Annotated in this window: 21 protein-coding genes and 3 tRNA genes; 11 read left to right on the top strand and 13 right to left on the bottom strand. The window is 55.6% G+C overall.

The window, feature by feature from the left end; translation table 11 throughout:
* Positions 1–130 precede the first annotated feature (130 nt).
* Positions 131–2,665, bottom strand: a complete 2,535-nt coding sequence (gene hrpB / locus AACY09_RS05815; RefSeq protein ID WP_339486593.1) for an ATP-dependent helicase HrpB — start codon at positions 2,663–2,665, stop codon at positions 131–133.
* A 140-nt stretch (positions 2,666–2,805) separates the two neighbouring features.
* On the opposite strand from hrpB, the gene AACY09_RS05820 reads away from it, so the two are divergent.
* Together AACY09_RS05820 and AACY09_RS05825 are read left to right on the top strand one after the other, a co-directional pair.
* Positions 2,806–3,225, top strand: a complete 420-nt coding sequence (locus AACY09_RS05820) for a polyribonucleotide nucleotidyltransferase (RefSeq protein WP_339486594.1) — start codon at positions 2,806–2,808, stop codon at positions 3,223–3,225.
* A gap of 41 nt (positions 3,226–3,266) precedes the next feature.
* Positions 3,267–4,172 (top strand): cation diffusion facilitator family transporter, encoded by a 906-nt coding sequence (locus AACY09_RS05825; protein WP_339486595.1) that lies wholly within the window; start codon positions 3,267–3,269, stop codon positions 4,170–4,172.
* Here the strand turns inward: AACY09_RS05825 and AACY09_RS05830 are convergent, their stop codons facing one another.
* From AACY09_RS05830 to AACY09_RS05845, 4 genes are all read right to left on the bottom strand, one after another.
* Positions 4,173–4,583, bottom strand: a complete 411-nt coding sequence (locus AACY09_RS05830) for a DUF6515 family protein (protein WP_339486596.1) — start codon at positions 4,581–4,583, stop codon at positions 4,173–4,175.
* Between the two features lie 339 nt (positions 4,584–4,922).
* Positions 4,923–4,998, bottom strand: a tRNA-Lys gene (locus AACY09_RS05835).
* A gap of 5 nt (positions 4,999–5,003) precedes the next feature.
* Positions 5,004–5,080, bottom strand: a tRNA-Pro gene (locus tag AACY09_RS05840).
* Between the two features lie 12 nt (positions 5,081–5,092).
* A tRNA-Asn gene (locus tag AACY09_RS05845) sits at positions 5,093–5,168 on the bottom strand.
* 210 nt (positions 5,169–5,378) lie between these two features.
* Here AACY09_RS05845 and AACY09_RS05850 point away from each other — a divergent pair.
* The 3 genes from AACY09_RS05850 to AACY09_RS05860 all read left to right on the top strand — a co-directional run bounded on the left by AACY09_RS05850 (position 5,379) and on the right by AACY09_RS05860 (position 8,317).
* The gene (locus tag AACY09_RS05850) at positions 5,379–7,751 is read left to right on the top strand and encodes a DUF1631 domain-containing protein (RefSeq protein WP_339486597.1); all 2,373 of its coding nucleotides are present in this window, start codon (positions 5,379–5,381) and stop codon (positions 7,749–7,751) included.
* Positions 7,752–7,760: 9 nt separating this feature from the next.
* Positions 7,761–8,093 (top strand): PilZ domain-containing protein, encoded by a 333-nt coding sequence (locus tag AACY09_RS05855; RefSeq protein ID WP_339486598.1) that lies wholly within the window; start codon positions 7,761–7,763, stop codon positions 8,091–8,093.
* A gap of 77 nt (positions 8,094–8,170) precedes the next feature.
* Positions 8,171–8,317, top strand: coding sequence for a hypothetical protein (locus tag AACY09_RS05860; RefSeq protein ID WP_339486599.1), 147 nt, complete (start codon positions 8,171–8,173; stop codon positions 8,315–8,317).
* Here the strand turns inward: AACY09_RS05860 and clpB are convergent.
* The 3 genes from clpB to rluD all read right to left on the bottom strand — a co-directional run bounded on the left by clpB (position 8,310) and on the right by rluD (position 12,928).
* Complete coding sequence (gene clpB, locus AACY09_RS05865) at positions 8,310–10,874, bottom strand: ATP-dependent chaperone ClpB (protein WP_339486600.1); 2,565 nt, start codon at positions 10,872–10,874, stop codon at positions 8,310–8,312. The two genes, AACY09_RS05860 and clpB, sit on opposite strands and share 8 nt — an antisense overlap.
* A gap of 345 nt (positions 10,875–11,219) precedes the next feature.
* On the bottom strand, positions 11,220–11,957 hold the full coding sequence (gene pgeF / locus AACY09_RS05870) for a peptidoglycan editing factor PgeF (protein ID WP_339486601.1): 738 nt from the start codon (positions 11,955–11,957) through the stop codon (positions 11,220–11,222).
* A complete protein-coding gene (rluD, locus tag AACY09_RS05875; RefSeq protein ID WP_339486602.1) occupies positions 11,954–12,928 on the bottom strand; it encodes a 23S rRNA pseudouridine(1911/1915/1917) synthase RluD in 975 nt (324 codons plus the stop codon). Before rluD ends, pgeF begins: the two co-directional genes overlap by 4 nt.
* 148 nt (positions 12,929–13,076) lie before the next feature.
* On the opposite strand from rluD, the gene AACY09_RS05880 reads away from it, so the two are divergent.
* The 4 genes from AACY09_RS05880 to AACY09_RS05895 all read left to right on the top strand — a co-directional run bounded on the left by AACY09_RS05880 (position 13,077) and on the right by AACY09_RS05895 (position 17,519).
* Complete coding sequence (locus tag AACY09_RS05880; RefSeq protein WP_339486603.1) at positions 13,077–14,075, top strand: outer membrane protein assembly factor BamD; 999 nt, start codon at positions 13,077–13,079, stop codon at positions 14,073–14,075.
* 282 nt (positions 14,076–14,357) lie between these two features.
* The gene (locus AACY09_RS05885; protein ID WP_339486604.1) at positions 14,358–14,597 is read left to right on the top strand and encodes a PP0621 family protein; all 240 of its coding nucleotides are present in this window, start codon (positions 14,358–14,360) and stop codon (positions 14,595–14,597) included.
* Positions 14,587–16,185 (top strand): sensor histidine kinase, encoded by a 1,599-nt coding sequence (locus tag AACY09_RS05890; protein ID WP_339486605.1) that lies wholly within the window; start codon positions 14,587–14,589, stop codon positions 16,183–16,185. The genes AACY09_RS05885 and AACY09_RS05890 overlap by 11 nt, the downstream gene beginning before the upstream one ends.
* Positions 16,182–17,519 (top strand): sigma-54-dependent transcriptional regulator, encoded by a 1,338-nt coding sequence (locus tag AACY09_RS05895; protein WP_339486606.1) that lies wholly within the window; start codon positions 16,182–16,184, stop codon positions 17,517–17,519. Before AACY09_RS05890 ends, AACY09_RS05895 begins: the two co-directional genes overlap by 4 nt.
* Before the next feature lie 131 nt (positions 17,520–17,650).
* Here AACY09_RS05895 and ampE read toward each other — a convergent pair whose 3' ends face one another.
* The 3 genes from ampE to AACY09_RS05910 all read right to left on the bottom strand — a co-directional run bounded on the left by ampE (position 17,651) and on the right by AACY09_RS05910 (position 21,791).
* Positions 17,651–18,487, bottom strand: coding sequence for a regulatory signaling modulator protein AmpE (gene ampE, locus AACY09_RS05900; protein WP_339486607.1), 837 nt, complete (start codon positions 18,485–18,487; stop codon positions 17,651–17,653).
* An 11-nt stretch (positions 18,488–18,498) separates the two neighbouring features.
* Positions 18,499–19,047 carry a 1,6-anhydro-N-acetylmuramyl-L-alanine amidase AmpD gene (gene ampD / locus AACY09_RS05905; RefSeq protein ID WP_339486608.1) on the bottom strand — a complete coding sequence of 183 codons (549 nt, stop codon included), beginning with the start codon at positions 19,045–19,047 and terminating at the stop codon, positions 18,499–18,501.
* 446 nt (positions 19,048–19,493) lie between these two features.
* Positions 19,494–21,791, bottom strand: coding sequence for a DUF1631 domain-containing protein (locus AACY09_RS05910; protein WP_339486609.1), 2,298 nt, complete (start codon positions 21,789–21,791; stop codon positions 19,494–19,496).
* A gap of 360 nt (positions 21,792–22,151) precedes the next feature.
* On the opposite strand from AACY09_RS05910, the gene nadC reads away from it, so the two are divergent.
* On the top strand, positions 22,152–23,000 hold the full coding sequence (gene nadC / locus AACY09_RS05915; RefSeq protein WP_339486610.1) for a carboxylating nicotinate-nucleotide diphosphorylase: 849 nt from the start codon (positions 22,152–22,154) through the stop codon (positions 22,998–23,000).
* Positions 23,001–23,013: 13 nt separating this feature from the next.
* On the opposite strand, the gene tfpZ is transcribed toward nadC, so the two are convergent.
* Together tfpZ and AACY09_RS05925 are read right to left on the bottom strand one after the other, a co-directional pair.
* A complete protein-coding gene (gene tfpZ, locus AACY09_RS05920) occupies positions 23,014–23,817 on the bottom strand; it encodes a TfpX/TfpZ family type IV pilin accessory protein (RefSeq protein ID WP_339486611.1) in 804 nt (267 codons plus the stop codon).
* A 30-nt stretch (positions 23,818–23,847) separates the two neighbouring features.
* Positions 23,848–24,345 carry a pilin gene (locus AACY09_RS05925; protein WP_339486612.1) on the bottom strand — a complete coding sequence of 166 codons (498 nt, stop codon included), beginning with the start codon at positions 24,343–24,345 and terminating at the stop codon, positions 23,848–23,850.
* 221 nt (positions 24,346–24,566) lie between these two features.
* Between AACY09_RS05925 and pilB the strand changes: the two genes are divergently transcribed.
* Complete coding sequence (gene pilB / locus AACY09_RS05930; RefSeq protein WP_339486613.1) at positions 24,567–26,270, top strand: type IV-A pilus assembly ATPase PilB; 1,704 nt, start codon at positions 24,567–24,569, stop codon at positions 26,268–26,270.
* The last annotated feature ends 1 nt before the right edge of the window (position 26,271 follow it).

Raw genomic sequence — 26,271 nt, forward strand, 5'->3', positions numbered from 1 at the left:
TTTATGCGGGAATATCGACGGATGTGTGTTGGCGAAAACCTACGATCTCTTCATGCAACTACAAGCAGCTCACGCAACGACAAGCGACCTGAGAGGCCCCGCTCAACTATGAGATTTAACCCAAAGCAGATTACTTACGCGGTTTGGCGCGAGCGGTAGGTTCTGCGATCAGGGGATCATCCGGCCAATAATGTTTTGGGTAGCGGCCCTTGAGGTCTTTTTTTACCTCCAGGTAAGTGTTTGCCCAAAAGCTTGCGAGGTCTTGGGTGACCTGAACCGGGCGGCGCGCCGGCGACAACAGATGCAATTTGATGCCTTGGCGCCCGCCCGCGATTCGCGGGGTTTGCTCCAAGCCAAACAACTCTTGCAGGCGCACCGCCAATACCGGCGGAGATTCTGAGTAATCAAGACCGATGCGCGAGCCGGACGGCACCGCGAGACTCTTTGGCGCCAGCTCATCAAGGCGTTGTGGTAACGGCCAAGCCAACTGGCTTTGCAGCATGCTGTGCAAATCAAGCGTAGCGAAATGGCTGAGGCGGTTTACCTTGCCCAGATACGGCGCCAACCAGTGTTCGAGATTGGCCAGCAGCGCTTTGTCTGATACATCCGGCCAGTCGCTAGTGCTCTGCTCTTGCAGGTCGAGATCACGCAGCATCATGACCCGTGCCTGCCATTGCCGGTGTTCGGGTTTCCACGGCAGTAGCTCCAAGCCTTTGCGCCGAACCAACCCGACAAGGGCGTTGATCCGCGCTAGTTCATCCAGTCCCGGCAAGGCCTGACGAGACAACACCAGTTCGCCAACTTTGCGCTGACGCTCGGCACGCAGTACGCCTTCACGCTCATCCCAGTCGAGCACGTCCAAGGTGCTGACCATTTCGGCCAACGCGCCATCAAATAATGCTGGATCAAGATCAGCAGCCAAATAGATGCGCTCTTCTCGTTGACCCTGGCGGCTGCCCAAGTCGGCCACCACTATCCATTCGTGCTTCATCAAGGCATCGGCCTCGCTGAACAAGGCGGCGCGACCATTGGCCAGTCGATATTCAGCGCCACCCGCGCGGCGCTGCTGCGCGATTCGGTCCGGATAGGCACAGGCCAATAGCGCGCCCAGCCACTGCGGATGCTCTGGATCGGCCACCGCTGCGCTCGGTGCGTTACGTTTGAGATACCCCATAAACTGGCGGGATAGTTGTTTCGCGCGCTGGACTGCACCTTGGCTACCGCGGGCCGTTCTACTTTCGCCAGCCATCAGGGCGATACGACTGTGCATGTCGGCGCCGGCACCGCGCAAAATATCGCGCTCACCTAACAGCGCCGCCAGATCACAGGCCAAGTCGGCCAAGCCTAGCGCTTGCCCCCGCAACAACAAATGGCCAATACGAGGATGGGTGGGTAACTCGGCCATTGCCTGACCATGGGCGGTCAAACCAGCCTTCAGGTCCAGCGCGTCCAAACGCCGGAGCAGATCCTGGGCCTGACTGAAGGCAGCAGTTGGCGGCGGATCGAGCCAAGCGAGCTCATCTGGAGTGACACCCCAGCGCGCCAGCTGCAAGGCCAAACCGGCGAGATCAGCCTGCAAGATTTCTGCAGCGCTGTAAGCTGAAAGCTGCTCATGTTGAGACTGCGACCAAAGCCGATAACATGCGCCGGGCTGCAAGCGCCCCGCTCGCCCAGCGCGTTGCGTGGCAGAAGCGCGAGAAATGCGCTGGGTGTCCAAACGGGTCATTGAGCTGCCCGGATCAAACCTCGGCACCCGCGCCAAACCAGCATCAACCACTACGCACACGCCGTCGATGGTCAAACTGGTTTCTGCAATATTGGTGGCTAGCACAACCTTGCGTTTGCCTGCCTGTGCGGGCTCTATCGCCGCTCGCTGAGCATTCAATTCCAACTCGCCATGCAGCGGACAGAGCAATACATCAGGGCGCCCGGCCAAGGCTTCAGCCAGCTGCTCATTGACGCGGCGAATTTCGGCTTGGCCCGGCAAAAACACCAGCAAACTGCCTGACTCATCCGCCAGCGCCTGCAAAACGGTTTGCACGACTCGGGGTTCAAGCCACTCCCCGGGCTGCTGCGGCGGGCCCCAGCGGATATCCACTGGGAACATGCGCCCTTCGCTGGTCAGCACCGGTGCATCATCGAGCAACTGCGCCAAGCGCTGGCCTTCAAGGGTTGCCGACATTAACAGCACTTTTAACGGCGGCTCGCCGGAGTCCGCTGCGCGAAACATCGCCCGGCCGTTAAGCGTCAGCGCCAGGGCTAAATCAGCATCCAGGCTGCGCTCATGGAATTCATCGAAAATCACCAGCCCCACGCCTTCGAGGGCGGGATCATCTTGCAAACGACGGGCGAGGATCCCTTCGGTGACCACTTCAATCCGGGTATTCGGGCCGACTTTACTGTCGAGGCGAATACGATAACCTACGGTTTCACCGACCCTCTCGCCCAGCTCGCTGGCCAAGCGCTCAGCAGCAGCGCGGGCTGCCAATCGCCGTGGTTCAAGCATGATAATCCGCTGGTCCACGAGCCACGGCTGATCCAGTAACGCCAAAGGCACCCGTGTAGTTTTACCCGCGCCCGGCGGCGCCTCAAGCACCACCTCATTGCGCGCAATCAAGGCGTCACGAAGGGCAGGTAATAACGAGTCAATGGGCAGCGAATTCATGGGTTCTCCAGTGCGAACAGCGATTATACCGGCGAACTGATCGCGCCTTGCACAGTCATTAATAAAGGCCCAATTAAACCCGGAGCTTTGCCGTCAACGCCTTGCTATAGTTGCGCCCCCTTCAATCAGGAGAACTTCAAATGCGCCTTTCAACCCGCATTCTTGGCGGCGTACTCAGCGCCAGCTTACTGACCCAATTGAGTGCTTGCGGCACGCTGTTCTACCCTGATCGTCGCGGTCAGATTGAAGGCCATGTCGACCCGGTAATTGTCGCGCTGGACGCCATCGGAATTCTATTTTATGTACTGCCGGGGTTAATTGCCCTCGGTGTGGATTTTGCGACCGGCGCTATCTACTTGCCGGGCGGCAGAACCGCCCAGGTTGATCCCCAGGATTTAAAAAATCTGGTCGACAGCCAAGGTCAGGTTGATCGCGCTAAACTGAAAGCGTTGATCATGCAGAAAACCGGCAATAATCTGCCTTTGGATGACCCACGAGTGATTGAACACCGCGGCGATCTCCAACAGTTGGCCGCCTATGGCTTGCGTCCGGCGGCATGACACCGAAGACGCAAAGCCACCCATCGCCCTGACAGGTAACTATGAGCATACTGCCGCAGCACGCTCGACTGATGCGCCAAGCTTCTTCTGCGGCGTTGGTAGTGGCGTTGACGCTGGCGTTGGCCAAAGCACTTGCCTGGTGGCTAAGCGGGTCGGTCAGCCTGCTCGCTGGCCTGACGGACTCACTGCTCGATGGCGCAGCTTCGTTGCTGAACCTGATTGCGGTGCATTACGCGCTGCGCCCGGCCGATGATGATCACCGCTATGGCCATGGCAAGGCCGAGGCGCTGGCAGGGCTGGGTCAGGCGCTGTTTATCGGTGCCAGTGCCGTGCTGGTCGGCGTGCAAGGCGTTGAACGCTTTATCAACCCACAACCCTTGACCAGCGAAGGCTTGGGTATCGCGGTAATGCTGGTTTCTCTGGCGGTTACAGTCGCACTGCTGCTGTTTCAACGGCATGTGGTGCGCGTCACCGGATCAACCGCCATTCACGCCGACTCATTGCACTACCGCTCAGACTTGATGCTCAACAGCAGCATTTTGCTGGCATTGTTTCTGGCCAGTTTTGGCTGGCTGCATGTCGATGCGATTTTTGCCATCGGCATTGCCTTCTACATTCTCTGGAGTGCAATCAGCATTGCCCGCGAAGCTGCTGCCGTGCTGATGGACAAAGAACTCTCACCTGAGGTTAGCGAACAGATGCACGCCCTCGCCTGCGCGGTACCAGGCGTACTGGGTGCCCATGACCTGCGCACAAGGGTTTCCGGCACCCGCTGGTTTGTGCAATTGCATGCTGAGTTGCCCGGCGACCTGACGTTATCTGCCGCCCATGCACTGTGTGAACAAGTCGAAGATGCAATCCGCAAGAAGTACCCGCGAGCCGAAGTACTGGTACACGCCGACCCGCCAGAAGTGTTGCCCAACCAGCCGGCAACCGTGCAGCCATAATCAACCCCGTGGCAAACGAACAACCTGGTAATAGCCCTGCCTGCCGTGCCACTGGTAATAGCTGTCGGCAACCTGGTGATACTTCACCCCGCGCACCCAAACCTGACGCGCGCCGCGAGGCAGTTGCCTGACCGTTACACCATAAGGCGGCGCAACCAAGGCATAACGGCCTGCGGTTGGCCGGTACCAGCGACCGTTCGCCACATAGTAGTCGGCATGGTTATAGCGCACGCGCTGATGCGCGGCGGGCAGATGCGAAAGCCCGGGCGCTCGCCTTTCAACCTTTACCACCTTAACCACTGAGTGCTTATCGCGGTGTGGCTGCTCGTGCTTGGGTGACGCCTGCACCAAGGGTGAAAGCCCCAACATAACCAGCACGCCAATTTCGACCCACTTCAATCGCTTACTCATCGCCTTCACCTTATTGGTCTGTCTGAGCTTTAGGATGGCGAAAGCCCGGTCAAAACGGGGTCAAGGCTGAGTAAAGAGTCGGTAAATAAGCCCGAGGCGGAAAAATACTGAGTTCGGCACACCCACGGAAACCCGGCAAAAAACTTAATGGGCACAGCGGGCGATCAAGTCGCTGACGTCCCGTCAGATGCGCAGGACAAACTCGCTGAAATTCGCCGCGCCCGGGGTCGCAGCAAAATTCAGGCATAAAAAAAGCGCCTTATAGGCGCCTTTTTCAATGGAACAGAGCGAATGACTCTGCTCCTAAGATTCAACTCTTATCAACAGCAAGAGCGAAAATGGTGGGTCGTGTGGGATTCGAACCTACGACCAATTGGTTAAAAGCCAACTGCTCTACCAACTGAGCTAACGACCCAAAAATGGTCGGGGTAGGGGGATTCGAACTCCCGACATCCTGCTCCCAAAGCAGGCGCGCTACCGGACTGCGCTATACCCCGATATTGAAAGTTTGGCTCCGCGACCAGGACTCGAACCTGGGACCCAATGATTAACAGTCATTTGCTCTACCGACTGAGCTATCGCGGAACTACATACCTTCAAGCCTCAAATAAGCGTCTAGACTTAAGTCCTTTCCCGTATCTGAGGCGCGCCATTTTACGGTTTACGGCCGGACTGTCAACCCCCTTTTTTGCTTTTATGACAATGCTTTGCACGACGCCCAGTGACTGCTATATCTTCTACTAATAAAGCCGACGCTGGATGCAATGGCTGGAAGCACTTTTACTAGGAAAGTACATGAGCAATCCAGGCCCACCGAAGGTTCGCCCCATTTCAGGACACACGCTCGCCAGCCGCGGCATTCAACCGCGCTTCGGCGAACTGGTGCAGAGCTGCAGACAATTAGTGATGAACCGGCTGGCCGAGCACCTCACCGGTGTGTTTGGCCAAGTGGACGATGCATTGTTTGAATGCGCTGAAAAAGCTGAAAACAATCAGGTGCAAACCCTGTTTTTTGACAACATGCGTGAAATACGCAAGCAGCGCCCGCAGATCGAGCGCCTGTACCATCAAAAAATAGCGCAGAACTTTTCCGACTTTCTCGAAGGCAAGCTCAAGCCTGCTGAAGCGATCAGCGATATGAAGGCCGATGCGCTGAGCCTTCTGCAAAACGAAGAATATGAAGAAAGCCTGCAGGTTACCAATATGGTTAACCGGGTAAAGGCACGCTGTGCTCAGCCACTATTTGGCCTGGAGCAACGCTTGGCGCTGCTCAACAACGGCGTAAAGCTGCTGGAAGATAATAATCCGTTTGGCCCGCAGATGATTGCCCTGGCCTTTACCGAAGCCTTGCAACCCTGCCCTTTTCCGCTGCGGATCAAGGTCATTCTCTATACCTTATTTGATCAGCATGTAATGAACAGCCTCGACAGCGTCTACGAGGGGCTGAACAAGCGCCTGATCGATGCCGACATCCTGCCCAACCTAAAGTACACAACGCCGCGCAACAGCAACCCGGCGCGTAAAACTGTCGACGGCCGCAGCGCAGACACCGTCGCCACCCACAAACACGCTTCAGAGGCGCATTATTCAGAGCAAGCCATTACGCCTAGCGGTACTGGCTGGAGCATGTCGGGCGCCGAACAGGGTTACGCCCCACCGCCCGGCGCAGATACGCCAGCGCCAAGCGACCCAACAGCACTGCTTAGCAGCCTGGCTTCGCTGCTCAATGAACATCGCAGACGCAGCCCAAGCACGCCACTGCAAGGCAGCACCCGCAGTATCAGCAGCTTTGCACCCGCCAATGCCACGCGGACCTACAGCGCCAACGAACTGATCGACGCACTGAATCGCATGCAGCGCCAATCCGCTGATGATTTTGCCCAACGCCTGCATCAGCCTCAGCAAGTTGATGGCCTGAAGGCAGATTTGCAAAGCCAGCTTGAAGGGCACAGTGAGATACCGGGGCAGCAAAAAGTCGCAGACCAGGAAGCCGACATCATTGACTTGGTCGGCATGCTGTTTGACTTCATCCTGGATGACGACAACCTGCCGGACAATTGCAAAACAGCGCTTTCACACCTACACACGCCCTACCTTAAAGTGGCGCTGCAAGATAAAGCGCTGTTTACCCAACACCGTCATCCAGCCCGAAAACTGCTAAACAGCATGGCGCAGGCTGGGGTGCTGTATGGCACTGAAGGCGATGAACGCGGCCTCTTGGCCAAAATGCACTGGGTCGTCGAGCGTGTCATCCATGGTTTCACCGGTGACCTACTGCTCTTCGACAACCTTCTCGAAGAATTCAATGAATTTGCCGCCACCCTCAAGCATAAAGTCGATTTGCGTGAGCGCCGTGCGGTAGAGGCAGCCAAAGGTCGCGACAAACTGCTCGGAGCTCGCCAGCAAGCCGTTGCAGTTATAAGCTCAGCGCTCAACGACCGCCAGCCGCCGGCAATTATCCGCAACTTTCTTGAGCTGACCTGGGCCGACGTTCTGGTCTTCGTTCTCCTGCGCAATGGCGACTCGAGCAAGGAATGGTTGCGCTCCTGTGAGATTGCCGAGCAATTGGCGTGGAGCGGCACACTGCTGGATGAAGCCGGTGCAAGCCGCTTGCAAAACATTCGTGTGACCATGCTTGAAGACCTGAGCAAGGGACTGCAGCTGCTCGGTGGCTACCACGAAGACGGCATCCGCCGCCTGCTTCAAGACTTGGTAACCTGCCAGCACGCCGTGCAAGCCAATCAACTTCAAGTCGCGGCCAAGCTCAGCCCACAGCTACCAGAAAGTCAGCTGGGCGCGATGCTCGGCGAAGACGCTGAACTTGCCAATCACATCTTGCCCCCCTCCGGGCTCTCGCCACGGGCGCAGGCACTGGCCAAAGAGCTTAGCCAAGTCGATTTCGACACCTGGTTTGAATTTGTCACCGACGGGCAGACGCAGCGCCTCAAGCTTTCGTGGTTTAGCCCGACAACCCGTAATTATATGTTTGTTGATCACAGTGGACAGCGCGCCGCGATCAAGCCTCTAGCGACTCTTGCCAAAGAAATGGAGCAAGGTCTCGCCCGGATAGCCCCAATAGAGCGCAGCGCGCCCCTGGTCGATCGCGCTTTGAATTCAATTTACCGTGTGCTGCAGCGCTTTACCGGGCGCGCAGCCGAACCAACCTAAGGAGCCCACATGGAGGATCGTCGTCAGCACAATCGGCTAAACACCGAACTGCAGCTGGAAGTCTTCGACTTACATTCAGGACAACGCCTTGGCCGGGTCGTCGACCTGTCCAGCGAGGGCTTCATGTTATTCAGTGACACACCGCTGTTGGCCGATGCCGTAATTGAATGCCGGATCGTCAGCGAGCAATTGATTGAGGGCATTGGCGAAGTCCAGCTCGGCGCTGACTGCCTATGGAGCCGCCCCGGCGCCGATGGCCAGCATTGTTGGGCCGGCTTTCATATCATTGATATCGCCGACGATCAGGCGGCGCTGCTCGAAACCCTGCTCAAGCACTTGTAGGGTATGTTTTCGGGTGTGACAACGCGAAGCTTGTCCACCGTGATCGGCGCCAAACACCGCGAATATTCGAGACCATAATGGTGGATGAAAAAAGCGTCACCACCCTACGAGGCGTTACCCGTCCGGGCGTCGATGGTGGCAAAAAAGGCGTCACAAAAACCCAAAAAAAAGCCCTGCAAATGCAGGGCTTTCAGGTGACGCGATCCACTCGCCGTATTAGCTGAAGCTGATCTGATCGTCGACAACAGTACCGGTCACTTTAGTGCCCGGGGCAAACTTGCCAGACAAAATCAGCTGCGCCAGAGGGTTTTCAATCCAGCGCTGCACTGCACGCTTAAGCGGCCGCGCACCGTAGACTGGGTCGTAACCCACGGCGATGAGCTTATCCAGCGCCTCATCACTCAACTCAAGGCTCAGCTCACGCTCAGCCAGACGCTCATGCAAGCGGCTCAGTTGAATCTTGGCGATGCCAGCAATTTGCTCACGCGCCAAGGGTTCAAACACCACCACTTCATCGATACGGTTGATGAACTCGGGGCGGAAGTGCGACGTAACGGCATCCATTACCGCCGCGTGTTGCGCTTCACGATCACCGACTAGCTCTTGAATCTGCGCCGAGCCCAGGTTGGAGGTCATCACCACCACCGTGTTTTTGAAGTCCACGGTACGGCCATGGCTATCGGTCAGCCGACCATCTTCAAGCACCTGCAACAGCACGTTGAACACGTCCGGATGCGCCTTCTCAACTTCATCGAGCAGAATCACCGAGTAGGGCTTGCGACGCACGGCTTCAGTTAGGTAGCCGCCCTCTTCGTAACCGACATAGCCTGGCGGTGCACCAATCAAACGAGCAACAGAGTGCTTCTCCATAAACTCGGACATATCGATGCGTACCATGGCCTCTTCGGTATCGAACAAGAACTCCGCCAAGGCTTTACACAGCTCGGTCTTACCCACGCCGGTCGGACCGAGGAACAAGAACGAGCCACTAGGCCGATTCGGGTCAGACAAACCTGCCCGCGAACGCCGCACGGCGTTGGAAACCGCAACCACCGCCTCATTCTGGCCGATCACCCGCTGATGCAGTAGATCTTCCATTTTGAGCAGCTTGTCGCGCTCACCTTCGAGCATTTTCGACACCGGTATGCCAGTCCACTTCGACACTACTTCGGCGATTTCTTCCTCAGTCACCTTGCTGCGCAATAACTGGTTCTCGGTCTTGCCGTGCTGATCAACCATTTGCAGGCTGCGCTCAAGATCCGGGATGACGCTGTATTGCAGTTTGGCCATGGCTTCAAGATCACTCTTGCGCCGGGCCGCATCGAGCTCTTGGCGAGCCTGTTCAATTTTCTGCTGAATCTGCGCAGAACCCTGAACCTCTGCCTTTTCTGACTTCCAGATTTCTTCCAGGTCAGCATATTCACGCTCCAGACGCGCGATGTCGTCCTTCAGCTTTTCCAAACGCTTGAGCGTGGCTTCATCGTCCTCTTTCTTCAGCGCTTCGCGTTCAACCTTAAGCTGAATCAAACGCCGCTCGAGGCGATCAAGCACTTCGGGCTTGGAGTCAATTTCCATACGAATGCGGCTGGCCGCTTCGTCGATCAGGTCAATGGCCTTGTCCGGCAACTGCCGATCAGTGATGTAGCGATGGCTCAGTTTAGCCGCCGCAATAATGGCGCTATCGGTAATCGCTACGCGGTGGTGCACCTCATAGCGCTCTTTCAAGCCACGCAAAATTGCGATGGTGTCTTCTTCGCTCGGCTCATCGACCAGCACTTTTTGGAAGCGACGCTCAAGCGCAGCATCTTTTTCAATGTACTGGCGATATTCATCAAGCGTGGTCGCACCGACGCAATGCAGCTCGCCACGGGCCAGCGATGGCTTAAGCATGTTGCCCGCATCCATCGAACCCTCGGCTTTACCGGCACCGACCATGGTGTGCAATTCGTCAATAAACAGAATCACCCGGCCTTCCTGCTTGGAAAGCTCGTTGAGCACGGCTTTCAGGCGCTCCTCAAACTCACCGCGGAATTTGGCACCGGCAATCAAGGCGCCCATATCCAGCGATAGCAGGCGTTTGTCTTTCAGGCCATCCGGCACTTCACCGTTGATGATGCGTTGGGCCAGACCTTCGGCGATGGCAGTTTTACCCACCCCTGGCTCACCAATCAGCACCGGATTGTTCTTCGTCCGGCGCTGCAGGACTTGAATGGTCCTGCGGATTTCATCGTCACGACCAATAACCGGGTCAAGCTTGCCTTCTTCGGCGCGCTTGGTCAGGTCGACCGTATATTTATCCAACGCCTGGCGGGACTCTTCAATATTAGGGTCATTCACCGCATCACCGCCGCGCAGGTTATTCACCGCGTTTTCCAAGGCTTTTTTACTCACGCCCTGGCCGAGCAATAACTTGCCGAGCTTGGTGGTGTCATCCAGCGCAGCCAGCAGCACCAGCTCGCTGGAGATAAACTGGTCACCCTTCTGCTGCGACAGGCGGTCAGCCTGATTGAGCAGGCGCGCCAGGTCCTGCGACATATTTACGTCGCCCGTAGGATTTTGAATTTTACCAAGGTGATCAAGCTCTTTGCTCAGAGCTTGACGCAGACTATTTACGTCAAAGCCAACCTGCATCAGCAACGGCTTGATCGAACCGCCCTGCTGCTCAAGCAACGCTTGCATCAAGTGCAGCGGCTCGATTGAGGCATGGTCAAGGCCCACGGCCAATGATTGGGCATCGGACAGCGCGAGTTGTAATTTACTGGTTAAACGATCTATTCGCATGGCGTCATCCTTCCTTTAAAAAGCAGGCCGCGCTGTGAATTGCGCTGATGAGCACTGAAAAATCGGACTCAGTTGCTCTCGGACAACCGCACAAGCATCCCGCAACTGCTGGAATGCTCGAGTAGTTTTTTAACAAACCTGCTGAGATGAATAATAGATGAGGCTGTCAAGGGTGTTTTTCAAGTCAACCTGACAAATACCTTAGGGAGTCGCTGAAAAACTACTGCGCTGGAGATTACTGCGTTTAAAGGCTGCTAAAAATGCTCATTTAGGGCAACTAAACTGCGCTTTTTCGCATACTTTCGCCTTGTACTCCCTGCGCTCGCTACCTTTTTCAATCGATCCCTAGTCGGCCAGCCAGACCAGTGAGCCAAACCGGCCAGTGCGCGCAGCTTGGCGGTAGGAGTAGAAGCGTGGGTCGCTGAAGGTACAAAACCCGCCGCCATAAACCGCAGTCACGCCCCGTGCGGCCAGACGAATACGTGCCAACTGATAAATATCAGCCATAAAGCGCCCGGCATTGCGGCTTGCAACAAAGGCCTCAATCGCTTGCGGATGCTGGCTGACAAAGGCTTCACGCACTTCCGGACCCACTTCAAAGGCATCGGGGCCAATTGCCGGCCCCAACCAGATGAGGGTTTCAGCCGGATCAAAGCCGAGCGTATCCAAAGTTGCCTCAAGCACTCCGCTGGCCAAGCCGCGCCACCCTGCATGCGCTGCCGCCACGCGGGTACCGGCAAGGTCGCAAAACAGTACAGGCAGACAGTCGGCGGTCATCACAGTGCAGGCCACACCGGGCGTTTCAGTCCAGCTGGCATCAGCCTCGACCACACGACTGGTATCGGCTTGCGCCACCACAACCCCATGCACCTGGCTCAACCACGCCGGCTGACAACCGACCTGGCTCATCAAGCGCTGGCGATTTTTCGCTACCGCAACCGGGTCATCATCAACATGCATGCCCAGATTGAGGCTGGCAAAGGGTTCTGCGCTGATCCCGCCGTTGCGAGTTGTCACACAGGCATTGACCCGCACAGGTGCCGGCCAGTCAGGAATCAACCAATCATGAGCAACCCGTTTCACCCGATGAACGCCTCACGGTCCTGGCGCAGCAGCGTCAGCAACCAGATTAAATCGTCTGGCAGCGGCGACTCCCACTTCATACGCTTACCTGTTACCGGGTGATCCAGTTCGAGAAAGCGCGCATGCAGGGCTTGGCGAGGAAACTCTTTCAGGCTTTGTACCAGGGTCGGGCTTGCCGCAGGCGGAATGCGGAAGCGCCCGGCGTAGACAGGATCGCCAATCAGCGGAAAGCCGACATGACTCATGTGCACACGAATCTGGTGAGTACGCCCGGTTTCCAGCTTGACCCGGGCATGGGTGTGCGAACGGAATCGCTCAAGTACCCGATAGTGGCTGATCGCTTGCTTGCCGCCGTCGGTCACTGTCATGCGTTGACGCTGTGACGAACTGCGACCAATTGGCGCATCGATCTTGCCGCCTGCGGTAATCACCCCGATGACGACGCACTCATAAATGCGACTAACGGTACGCTTTTGCATTTGGTCGACCAATTGCGTCTGCGCCTGAATATTTTTTGCCACCACCATCAAGCCCGTCGTGTCCTTGTCCAACCGGTGAACAATACCGGCACGCGGCACATTGATAATGTCTGGAACATGGTGCAACAAAGCATTTAACAGGGTGCCATCGGCATGGCCGGCAGCCGGATGCACCACCAAACCCGCAGGTTTGTTGATCACCAGAATATCGTCATCCTCGTAGACGATATCCAGAGCTATATCCTGTGCAACCCACTCACCTTGGGCCTCTTGCTCAGCATTAAGCTCAAGCTGGGCGCCACCGTGAACGATATCGCGTGGACGAATAACCTTGCCATCGACCGTGAGCAAGCCCTCTTTAATCCACGCAGTCAGGCGCGAACGCGAGTGCTCCGCAAAGAGTTGCGCGGCGATTTGGTCAAGGCGCTGACCGCCTAAATCGGTCGGTACTTCGGCACTTAATTGTATGGACTGCTTATTTATAGATGACATGCTCTGCAACGGCGGGGGCATAGCCTTTGGTTTCAGCTACGCGCTTGTGGTTAAATACGGCGTCTTTGCCCCCGGGAGTGCCAGGGGCGCCCATCATAACAGGACGGCTTTGTTCAAGACAGCCGCCGTCACAGGGACGCTAGCCGCCATGCAAGTGAAACACCTGCTGCTGATCGCCATTCTCGCCGTTACGGCTGCCTGCTCATCCAACGACACCGTGGATGAGAACCTCAGTGAGTCTGAGCTGTACCAGCAGGCCCAGACGGATCTCGACAATAATAGCTATACCAGCGCCGTGACCAAGCTTAAGAGCCTGGAGTCGCGCTATCCGTTTGGCCGCTATGCCGAACAGGCACAGCTGGAATTGATCTACGCCTACTACAAAAATGCTGAGCCAGAAGCTGCACGCTCTGCTGCCGAGCGTTTTATCCGCCTGCACCCACAGCACGCAAACGTTGACTACGCCTATTACATGAAAGGTTTAGCATCTTTTGATCAGGACCGTGGCTTGCTCGCCCGCTTTCTGCCGCTGGACATGACCAAGCGTGACCCAGGTGCTGCACGAGACTCCTACAATGAGTTTGCTCAGCTGACCAGCCGCTACCCGAACAGCCGTTATTCGCCAGATGCCAAGCAGCGCATGATTTACCTGCGCAATCTGCTGGCGGCCTACGAAATTCACGTCGCCCACTATTATATGAGCCGTCAGGCTTACGTCGCCGCCGCCAACCGTGGCCGCTACGTCGTGGAAAACTTCCAGGAAACCCCCTCTGTCGGTGACGGCTTAGCCGTGATGGTTGAGTCTTACCAGCACCTGACCCTGAACGAACTGGCTGACAGCAGTTTGGAAACCCTTAAGCTCAACTACCCAGACAACTCCAGCCTGGAAGATGGCAAATTCGTGCCCCTGCGTCAGGAAGACGATGACCGCAGTTGGCTGAGCAAGGCAACATTGGGCCTGATCGAAAACGATGCACCATTGCCGCCGGGCGAAACACGCGCCAGCCAAGACGTTATCCGTCAATACGAAGAAGCTGAAGACGAAATTCCGGATGAGCTCAAAGACGTGGATCAACAACTCGATACAGCCGAAGGCAAAGAAGACCGCTCATGGTTCAGCTACATGACCTTTGGCCTGTTTGATTGATCGCGCCCTAAACAGTGCGTGATCCGAAGGGAGGCCAATATGGCCTCCCTTTTTTATTGCGCACCTGGCACGACCACAAACAATGACCTCCGTAGTGTGTGTCAACGCGAAGCTTGGCCAACAGCAATCGACCAGTTATCCGACTCTGCGTGACCAAAATGGTGGCCGAAAAAGGCGTCGACCGCCGTTGGGGCGTAGCAACCCAGCAGAAGCGTGACATAACGACTGTGCCGCAGGCTCGCGCTTGGTTAAACTGCTGCCATTAACCAAGAAGAGTCTGTTATGGGCCTATTTCGCCTGCTATTTCTCCTGGCAATCATCGCAACGGCTTTCTGGCTGTGGCGGCGTTTCACTCAAGCCAAGCACAGCGCCAAACAGCAAGCGCCAGCCAAACCGAAACCTATGGTGCGCTGCGCCAACTGCGGGGTACACCTTCCCCGCGAACACGCGCTGGAGAATGGCGCGCAATGGTTTTGCAGCACCGCGCACTTAAGACAAGGCCCCGATCAAGGTGGTCAATGACATTCTGGCGCTAGGCGGCGCCCAAGGCAGGCGAATTCTTAAGCTGTATCACCTGTATAGGCTGATCATCGGCCTGCTGCTGGTCCTGCTGATTTCAAGCGACATGGACACAGAGCTGCTGGACATGACCCACGCCACCATGTTCCGTAACATCAGCTGGTTCTACCTGATATTCAACGTGCTGGTCACACTCGCGGTGCAACAGCCAAAGCGCTCTCTGCAGGTTGTGAGCCTAGCGTTGGTCGACGTCATCCTGTTGTCATGCCTGTTTTACGCTGCAGGCGGGACACCCAGCGGCATAGGCAACCTGCTGATCGTTGCAGTGGCGATCTCCAACATCTTATTGCGCGGGCGTATCGGTATTTTCATTGCCGCCACCGCGGCTGTCGGCTTGATCTACCTGACGTTCTACCTGAGCCTCAGTCGCCCCGCCGCTGCCAGCCAATATATTCAGGCTGGCGCCCTCGGTGTACTGTGCTTCGCGGCAGCCCTGTTCGTTCAAGGCATAACCCGGCGCCTGTATGACAGCGAGAAATTGGCCAGCGAGCGGGCGGCGGACGTTGCCAGCCTGGAAACCCTGAATGCCCTGATTATCGAACGAATGCGCACGGGTATCCTTGTGTTGGACAGCATGCACCGAGTATTGCTGGCCAACCACGGCGCACTGACCTTGCTCGGCAGTGACGGCTTGGCGGGCAAGATTCTTGACCCCCATACACCCGAGCTGGTTAAGCGTTTGCAGCAGTGGCGACAAAATCCCGCTATGCGTCCTGCCAGCCTCCAAGCATTCCCCGACGGACCGATAGTGCAGCCAAGCTTCGTTGCTCTGCAGCGCGGCCAGCAACGCCATATCTTGGTGTTTCTGGATGATATTTCGCAGATAGCCCAGCAAGCCCAGCAGCTCAAGCTCGCCTCTCTCGGCCGCCTTACGGCGGGTATTGCTCACGAGATCCGCAACCCGCTCGGCGCCATCAGCCACGCGGCGCAATTACTCCAGGAGTCGGAAGACCTCCCGCCGCCCGACCAGCGCTTGGCGCAAATCATTCACGATCACTCGCGGCGCATGAATCTGGTGATTGAAAACGTTCTACAGCTTTCGCGCAGACGCCAGTCAGAACCGCAACTGCTTGACCTCAAATACTGGCTGCACCGCTTTGCCAGCGAGTTCCGCAGCACGATGCCTGCCAGTCAAAAACTGCACTTGGATACCCAGGTCGGTACCATCCAAACCCGCATGGATCCCAACCAACTGACTCAGGTGCTGACTAATCTAGTCGAGAACGGCTTGCGCTACAGCGCGCAAAAGCACACGCATGGACAGGTTTGGCTGCAACTGTTCCGCGAGACTGAGCGGGACCTTCCGGTGCTGGAGATTCTTGATGACGGCCCCGGCGTCAGCCCAGAACAGAATCAGAATATATTTGAGCCCTTCTTCACCACCGAAGCCAAGGGCACCGGTCTGGGCCTGTATATTTCACGTGAACTCTGTGAAAGCAACCAGGCACACCTTGACTATAAACCCCGCGAAGAAGGCGGCAGTTGCTTTCGCATTACCTTCGCCCACGCCAGCAAACTGAGCTTACAATGACCCGCCAGAGAGCCCTGATCGTCGACGATGAACCGGATATTCGCGAACTTCTGGAAATTACCCTGGGCAGGATGAAGCTCGATACTCGCTGCGCCCGCAATGTTAAAGAAGCCCGCGAATGGCTGACCAAAGAACCCTTCGACCTGTGCCTGACTGACATGCGGCTTCCGGATGGCACCGGCATGGACCTGGTGCAATACATTGCCCAACGGCACCCACAAATGCCCGTCGCGATGATTACCGCCTACGGCAGCCTCGACACCGCCATTAATGCGCTCAAATCCGGCGCCTTCGACTTTTTGACCAAACCAGTCGACCTCGGCCGCCTGCGCGAGCTGGTTAGCACGGCGCTGCGAATTAAGGCAGCTGACGGCAAAGAAGTCCCGGTAGACAGCCGCTTGCTGGGTGACTCACCGCCGATGCGCACCCTGCGTAAGCAGATCCATAAGCTGGCGCGCAGCCAGGCCCCGGTCTACATCAGCGGCGAGTCAGGGAGCGGAAAAGAACTTGTCGCCCGGCTTATTCACGAACAAGGCCCGCGCAGTGAGCAGCCTTTTGTTCCTGTGAACTGCGGCGCAATCCCGTCGGAGCTGATGGAAAGCGAGTTCTTCGGCCACAAAAAAGGCAGTTTCACGGGCGCTGTGGAAGACAAACAAGGGCTGTTCCAGGCGGCAAATGGCGGTACCTTGTTTCTCGACGAGGTGGCCGACTTGCCACTGGCCATGCAGGTCAAACTGCTTCGGGCCATTCAGGAAAAAGCGGTGCGCACTGTTGGTGGCCAACATGAAGCGGTGGTTGATGTGCGCATCCTCTGTGCAACCCACAAAGACCTCGGTGCCGAAGTGGCTGCCGAGCGCTTCCGTCAAGATTTATTCTACCGCCTGAACGTGATCGAACTCAGGGTTCCGTCGCTGCGCGAGCGCCGTGAAGACATCGCAGAGCTCGCCGATGTCATGCTCAAACGTCTGTCCAACGGGAGTGGGTCAACAGCGGCAACCCTACAAGCAGATGCTTTGGAAAAGCTCAAAAGTTACCGCTTCCCCGGCAACGTTCGCGAGCTTGAAAACATGCTTGAGCGCGCCTACACCTTGTGCGAGGACGATCAAATCACCGCCGGAGATTTACGCCTCGCCGATGCGGGCTCAGTGTCAGAGCAAGGTGAAGCGAGCTTGGCGCAGATCGATAATCTGGAAGATTATCTGGAAGACATCGAGCGCAAACTGATCGTTCAAGCCCTCGAAGAAACCCGCTGGAACCGCACCGCCGCCGCGCAACGGCTCGGCTTGAGCTTTCGCTCAATGCGCTATCGACTGAAGAAGCTGGGTATCGATTAAGCAAAACCAGCCTGCAATACGGCCCACGCGCAGGGTGGATGACGCTCTTCTCATCCACCATTACCAACCAACGCAACCCGGCGATTTATGCCACCCGGCCGACATGCTCCACGCTGCCACACCCGTGCAACCTATAAAAACAGCGTCCACAATGCAAACACGGCATACCAAAGAATCGCGCAACGCACGAGCAATTGCCAAAGATCATCGAGGGTATTAACCCCTACTTCACCTATAACTGGCGCAGGCACCTCACCCGCGGCCCTGGCAACATTGGCAACCAACCGCGCAGCGCTGATATCCCAGCTAAGCAATTCGTGCAGCAGTGCCCGGCTGACCCCAACGAAGTTACCCACCAAACCGAAACTCACGCAGAGCACGCGCACCGGCAACCAATCAAAGCCGTGGCGCAACTGCCCAGCTCGCGACTGCAGAGCCGGTTGCTGCGAGTGCTCTTCAATCAGGGCTAGTAAGCGATACGCCAATGCCGCCAATGGACCGAGCAAGGCATACCAGAAAATCACCGCAAAGAAACTTTGATACGCCTGCCAGACCAGGTACTGCTGCACATTGGTCAGCAAGCTTTCAGCATCTTGCGCATCAATCCCGAGGTCGCGACCCGCCACCAGATAGGCCGACTCACTGTCGCTCCGTCGCCAGCTGTCACGAAATGGCCCTAAAGCAGCCAGCAAGTCGCCACGACCCAGGCTGTAAACCACAATCAATAAATGCACGGGCAGCGCCAGCCAACCATAAGCCACTGGCGCCAAGACAATAAGCACCAGCGCCAAAACCGCCAACGGCACTGCCAACAGCCCAATAAGCGCAAACCAAGGCGTTGCCAGGTAGTGCTCGCTGCGTTCAACTTTGGCTAACAGGCGCAGCCAAGGACCGTCCTGCTGAATGGCACTGCGCCAGGCCGAGAACTTCTCAACCCAGAGCACCAACAGCAACACCAGAAAATTCATATAAGCCTCTATTATTCAGTCAAGCTCGCGCGCAAACGCTGCCAGTCAAATGCCGGTCCCGGATCGGTTTTGCGTCCAGGTGCAATATCACTGTGGCCACGCATACGCTCAAGAGTGATCTGTGGATAGCCACGTTGCAAGGCCAAAGTGAGCGCTTTCAATGCATGATATTGCGCATCGCTAAACGGCAATTCATCGGTGCCTTCAAGCTCGATGCCCAAGGAAAAATCATTGCAGTTCTCGCGCCCGTCAAAACAGGATACGCCAGCGTGCCAGGCCCGGTTCAGGCAGGAAACAAATTGGGTAATCACCCCATCACGTTCGATCAAAAAATGCGCGGATACCGTCAGCGCAGCAATTTCAGCGAAGTATGGGTGTTTGTCAGCATCGAGTTGGTTCTGAAAAAAAGCATGCACATTGCCACCGCCAAACTCGCCCGGTGGCAGGCTTATATTGTGCATCACCAGCAGCGAGATCTCACCGGCAGGCCGTTCATTGCAATTAGGCGATGGGCAATGGCGAATGCCTTGAAACCAACCGGTGTGGGCGTCCAGTTGCATACAGAGTCCTCTTCACAGGTGCCTACTCTAGAGCCATCACGCAGGGGTGGCAACGCGAAGTGCATATCCTATAGATGGGTCAAAGCCTAGGCTCGACGATTAATCGAATGTTCGAGACCTCAATGGTGGATGAAAAGCGCGTTATCCACCCGACCCGACGTCGCCCACCCAGCCGGTGATAGGCCTTTGTAGGGTGCGACAACGCGAAGCTTGTCCACCATCGCCCGCGCCAACAACCCGAATATCCGGGACCGCAATGGTGGATGAAAAGCGCGTCATTCACCCGAAGGGCCACGCAAAAATATCAGATATTCCTGACCGCAGAGCGTCATTCAGCGGACCAGAGCGTCAGTCCCAGGCGTGCATTGATGGCCGTCAATAAAATGCCCCACACAACAAAACGCCCAGCACGTGGCTGGGCGTTCGTTTACACAAGGACTAACGAATCAGCTGTTCTTTAGGCGGCGCAGGTTACCGATAACCGACTCAAGCGCCCGGTCAAACAACAGGGCGTCGTCGAGCAAACGGATGGCATTGCGGCGGAACTCGATGGCCAGGGCCATGCGGGTTTTCTCCAGCACTTTCATACCGGTACGGTTAACGAAGATAAATTTGCCAGTCGGTTTAATGATCGCCGCCAGCTTACAGCGCAGTTTGTGCTCGTCATCCTCGAGGAACTCAACCCAACTGCCGACACGCAAGGCGTCAACTTTAGGCAGCATTTCATCGTCATCAGGCAGGGCGATTTCGGCTTGTGGCACTTCAGTCTCGCCCGGAGCCAAGAGCACGATCTCTTCAACCACTTCGACCATCGGTGCCACTTCTGGCTCATCAATGGGCGGCACTTCCAGCAACGGCACTTCGATCCCGGCATCAAGCAAGGCTTGGTTCTGTTCCTTGTTCGCAGTCAGAGCCGGCTCAGCCATGATCCGCTTGAAGCGTTGGAACGCGTGAACATGCAGCATCTCGAGCTGGCTGAAAAACTCACTGGTAGCAAATGGATCGAACGCCGCGCTGGTCATGCCTTCGCGCAACGCCTTAAGCAAGCCTGGCACCAACTCCAGCAAGCGCAAGCGCGCCTCCGGATCAGCATGAGGCTCCACGCTCCAGATCAAATCATCCATGGTCGCCAGCGCAGCAGCCCACTCCTCTGACTGGGTGCCATGCTTGAGGCAGGTCAATGTCAGTACATTGCTCCAACCTTCCTGCAGTAAACGCACAACCACTTCAGGCAGCTTTTTACCTAACAAGCGCTCATTCAGCGCCTGCTCGACTTGCTTGCGCGCAAGTTCTGAACGGGCACTGCCTTCTTCGGCATCACGGGTGCGCTGCTCAAGCAGTTCGCTGCGGCGACGCTCATCAACGGTGAACGCCATAAAGTCGCTGAGCAATTCGGCGAAAATCTGCGGATCATCAACGAAGTCGTTAAGCAGGCGCTGCACTATCTGCTCAATCTTCTGGAATAAGTTATCGCGCTGCGCGGTGTCCTGGTCGCCCCAACCCAAGGATGCCGCCGCAATCTCATTCAACAGACGGCGCGCAGGATGGCTGCCGCGGCTGAAAAAGGTCTTGTCGAGCACCGCAACCTTGAGCATCGGGATCTGCAGGCGCGCAATCAGCGCCTTTAGCGAATCCGGAAGGGTGCGGTCATCAAGAATAAATTCAAAGAGCATCGACACCAGATTGATGACGTCTTCATCAACTTCACCGACGATCCGCTTCTTGCCACTTTTGGCACTGGCGCGGCTGAGCAACTGATCAAGCTGGTCGCGCAACACAAAGTCGTTGTTGGCCTGCATTGGGGCGCGCTGCTGCATATGCGACAGCAGGCGCATCAGGTCATTACTGGTAATCGGCATGGCGTCAACAGGCGCTTGGCGATGCACCATAGAACCGCGTGCTTGCGAAAGCAGATCTTGAAGAGCGCTAAAAACCTCTTGCACGTCCTGCTCGGCAAATTCGCCGGGAGCGCTTGCCTGCTGCTGACCGACTTCACCCATTGTACTGCGACTTGCAGCCTGACCATGAGTCGATGGGCGACGAAGCGGTGCGGTTTTCAATTCCGGTAAAACACCTGCCGCGACCAGTTGCTGGTTGGCTTCGGCATACAGCTGATCAAGATCAACCAGGACAAATTTTTCAAACAACTTGAGAATGATCAGCTTAACCCTGATCTCGACTCCCAAGCTGGCACATGCACTCAAAAAATCGGCGCACAAGGAGGCTGGCCCCAAGGGGTTGCTCTTGTCATCAAGCTTGCGGCTGACCAATGCATTCAAACGCGTGGTGAGGTGGCCCAGCGCTTGGCTATCGCGGCTAAGAACCTTGGCGACCATTGCATCAACAGCCACGGTCTCCTCAAGCTCATCATTCTGCACCAGCGATAAGCTGTCGAACGACACGCTATCAAGGGCGGGCGGCTTGCCGATGGAATATTGATTGAGGGTAGAAAAGGACTCGAAAATAGCTTGAAGGAACTCGCGTTCGACGTTCTTTCGCTTCAGGCGCAAGTCGCGCATGGCTTCGAAGAACGCATTTTGCTCGCCATTGCTGCTGGCCCGGTCGGCCATTTCGAAAAGCGTGTCGTCGGCATTATCAAACAGGGCTTGCAGGGCTTGCTTCAGCTGCTGAGCAGCTTTATCGCGCAACTGAACCAGGGCAGCAGGCAGCCTCGCCGCGGAAGCAGCGTTAGCCTGTTCCGCAGCCAGAGGATTAAGGTGAACCACCTTAGCGTCAGTTGTCATGTTTGCCCGTCTCCTGCAGATTGCCCTCCATGGCTGCTATCTCTGCATGCAATCGATTGATGCCAATGAACGTCAATTCAATGGCGTCAATAATCTAATGTATGGTCGTATTATAGCCATGTAGCACAACTTACCAAGCCTTCAACAGCATCAGGCATGACTCAGGTCACACATGGCCTACCCAACTGACGAGCGGTATAAAACGTTCGACGGTTAGGTTCTAAGACTGAAGTCCCTGCAAATAATTCACTCTAAGGCATTGCGCCAGCAGTCGAGCGAGCCCAATCAGCGATCTGTTTATAGCTGCGCAGTGGCGTTTTCTGCCTTTATAATCGCCGCTCACAGAAAATGGAGCGCACCATGCCTAACCTAATCCTCGCCGACCTGACTGCCGAAATTGAGGCCAACGTTCGCCGGGCACTAGCCGAAGACATGGGCAGCGGTGACATTACCGCTCAACTGATTCCCGCAGAACGCTTGGCCCACGCCACGGTCATCAGTCGCGATGCCGCGGTGATTTGTGGCACAGCCTGGGTTGATGCGGTGTTCCGTCAGATTGATGATCGCGTCGCGGTGCACTGGCAAGTGGCTGACGGTGACCGTGTAGAGCCCAACCAAGCGCTCTTCCATTTAGAAGGCCCCGCCCGCGCCCTGTTGACTGGCGAGCGTAGCGCCCTGAATTTCTTGCAAACCCTGTCTGCGGTAGCCACGCGCAGCCAACATTACGCCGACATGGTGCAAGGCACTCAGATCAAAATCCTCGACACCCGCAAAACCCTGCCAGGCCTGCGCCTTGCGCAAAAGTATGCGGTAACTTGCGGCGGCTGCCATAACCACCGCATCGGCCTGTTCGACGCCTTCCTTATTAAGGAAAACCATATCGCCGCCTGCGGCAGTATCGATGCAGCGGTAAAAACCGCGCACAAGATCGCACCGGGCAAACCGGTAGAAGTCGAAGTGGAAAGCTTGGAAGAACTGCAACAAGCACTAGACGCCGGGGCCGACATCATCATGCTCGACGAACTGTCGCTGGATGACATGCGCCAAGCCGTCGCCCTCACCCAAGGCAAAGCCAAACTCGAAGCCTCAGGCGGCGTCAACGAATCCACACTAAGAGCCATCGCCGAAACCGGCGTGGACTATGTGTCTATTGGGGCGTTGACTAAGGATGTTAAAGCAGTGGATTTGTCGATGCGGTTGGGGTTGTGAGGCATTGCGAATATTAAAACCAGCCATCTAAGTCCAAGAAGAAAACAGGCCTACCCCACTTTAGGTCGACTACAATCACCCACCCCACAGCCTTGTAGGATAACACTGGATAAAAACCTAACTGATCAAGCGCAACTCCTGACTTTTTAACCATCTCGTCAATATGCGCTTGGCTTTCTGGATAATGGCTAATCAACTCAGAAAGAGCCCTTGCATGCCTCACCACATTGCTCGATTGGGATTGATATTCTGCCCAGCGCTCAGGGCGGAATGATGGCGGCTGACCAGCCATCGCCAACTGAATACTTTCCACATAACCTTTATCAGTTGACCCTAACAGCTTAACTCCTATTAATTTAGGGCCCGAAAAACTCAGCGACTTCAGCTCCGCTGGCGCCATTGCAATCGCATCCAAGTCGATGTCAGCAACACTCACTACCTGAAATCGATCCCCCTCATAAGCTAAGAATACCGGCCGAGCTTGAGACATTGAGTACAAACCATAAGCCAAAGCTAGAACCTGTAAAAAAACAACGATACCTATATCACAAAACAACTCTTTTTTAGATTTCACAGGATTATAAACAACCAAACTCAATAAAGGTCCAGCGACAATATCAACACTAATCACCAACAAAAAAAGCTCACGCCCACCAGCAAGCACATCGTAAGGCGCCGGGTACCAAATATAGAAGACCAAATAAGCAGAAAGCAGAGCAATGCTGACACTGCAGCACAAATGCTTAAGGCTAAAAATTATTGCTGGCTTGTATCGCTTTGATAAATACATAAAAAATTCTTTTAAAAAAAAGAGCACCGAAGTGCTCCTTTTAAATCGTTATGACTATTACTTACATTCTGCTGGTGCAAAACGAGCGGGCAAAGTGCCTGCAGCCGCACCAGCATAACCAGCAGCGTCCGCACCGGCCGCCATGCAGCGCCATGCAACAGCGTCAGCAGGTGGAGTAAACGCAGCAGTACCAGCTGGTAGTGCAGTACCAATTGGAGCGTTCGGAGTAAGAGTCAACGTACCATTGCCAGCGTTAGCTGTGGTAGTGATTGTAACAATACCTGTAGCTTCAGTGATAACTACACTTGTTGTATTGTTTGTCGCTGTTGGTGCGTTGTAGCCTTGAGCATATCCATCGGCGTCAGCACGTGGATTACCCGAAGCCAAAACGTCAGCAACGTTAATTTTAGCCGCACCGCCAAGATTCAGACCTTCAGTCACACGAGCGCGCACGGTGTAGTCTTGATAAGCAGGCAATGCTACAGCAGCCAAGATACCGATGATCGCAACCACGATCATCAGTTCGATTAGAGTAAAACCTTTTTGAGCTTTCATGTAACTCTCCTAGAAATGAATAGGCCCAACGACCTAACCAAACCAATGCAGTCACCGTGCCAACTCTCAAAACTGCGCCGATCATGCTGAGGACACCAAACGCCCGAACAATCTAGGCCGAATTAACGACAGCATGTGACGCAATTTGTCAGCCTCAGAATGTCAGTTTGGTTCTGCCCTTCAACTAGGCTATAACGCAGGCATAGTTTTTGGAGGTCGCAATGAACGACGTCGTCTCTCTCACCGGCCTAGCCAAGCAAATGGTCATCGCCGCACTGCTCGATGAGAAAGCAGCCCAGCAAGCGCAGCAACAAGCCACGCGTAATAAAATGTCGCTGGTCACCTACCTTGTGCAAAACAAACTGGTGAAAAGCCGGGCGTTGGCAGAGCTGGCTTCTGATCAGTTCGGCGTGTCATTTGTTGACCTTGGCTCCATTGACAAAGAAAGTCAGCCGCGGGACCTCGTCAGCGAAAAGCTGGTGCGCCAACACCGTATCATTCCGCTATGGAAGCGCGGCAATAAACTGTTTATTGGCGTCTCCGACCCCACCAACCACCAAGCTGTAACCGATATCCAGTTCAGCACCGGTCTTAATACCGAAGCTATTTTGGTTGAGGACGATAAACTCGGCGATGCCATTGATAAGTTCTTTGACTCTGGCACCAGCGGCATGGAAGACCTTGCCGATGTCGACTTGGATGGTCTTGATGTTGAGGCGGTAGAAGATGAACCTCGCGGAGGGGATGGCGGCCAGGATGCAGATGACGCACCCGTGGTCCGCTTCGTTAATAAGATGCTACTCGATGCCATCAAAGGCGGCTCGTCTGACTTGCACTTTGAGCCCTACGAGAAAACTTACCGCGTGCGTTTGCGCACAGACGGCATCTTGCATGAAGTGGCGCGTCCACCCATTCAGCTCGCGCCAAGGATTTCCGCACGTTTAAAGGTGATGGCCTCGCTGGATATTTCCGAGCGCCGCAAACCGCAGGATGGCCGCATTAAAATGCGCATCTCCAAGACCAAGTCCATCGATTTTCGGGTTAACACCCTGCCCACCTTGTGGGGCGAGAAAATCGTTATGCGGATTCTCGACCCCACCAGTGCGCAGATGGGCATTGATGCCCTCGGCTACGAAGAAGACCAAAAAGACCTGTATATGACGGCCCTTAAACAGCCGCAAGGAATGATCTTGGTCACCGGCCCGACTGGCTCGGGCAAAACCGTATCCCTGTACACCGGCCTGAATATCCTCAATACCGCTGATGTGAATATCTCCACGGCGGAAGACCCGGTTGAAATCAACTTAGAAGGCATTAACCAGGTCAACGTCAATCCAAAACAGGGTATGGACTTTACCCAGGCGCTACGTGCGTTTCTGCGTCAAGACCCGGATATCATCATGGTCGGGGAGATTCGAGACCTTGATACCGCCTCAATCGCGGTTAAAGCCGCGCAAACAGGACATATGGTGATGTCCACCCTGCACACCAATAGCGCTGCAGAAACTTTGACCCGCCTGCGTAATATGGGCGTACCTTCATTTAACATCGCCACCTCGGTCAATCTGATCATTGCCCAGCGTTTGGCGCGCAAATTGTGCGGTATTTGTAAGAAAGAAGTGGAGGTGCCACGCGAGACGCTTTTGGAAGAAGGTTTCCCCGAGGCAAAAATTGGCAGTTTCAAGATTTTTGGCCCTGTGGGGTGTGAAAATTGCAAAGGCGGTTACAAAGGCCGTGTCGGAATATATGAAGTGGTTAAAAACACGCCTAACCTGCAACGGATTATCATGGAGGAAGGCAACTCCATCGACATTTCCGCGCAGATGCGCAAAGACGGCTTTAATGATCTACGCACCTCAGCTCTGGTGAAGGCGATGCAAGGCGTCACCAGCCTTGAGGAAGTCAACCGCGTAACCAAGGATTAAC

It is taken from the genome of Pseudomonas sp. EL_65y_Pfl2_R95, assembly GCF_963971045.1.
In the GTDB taxonomy this organism is placed as follows: Bacteria; Pseudomonadota; Gammaproteobacteria; order Pseudomonadales; family Pseudomonadaceae; genus Aquipseudomonas.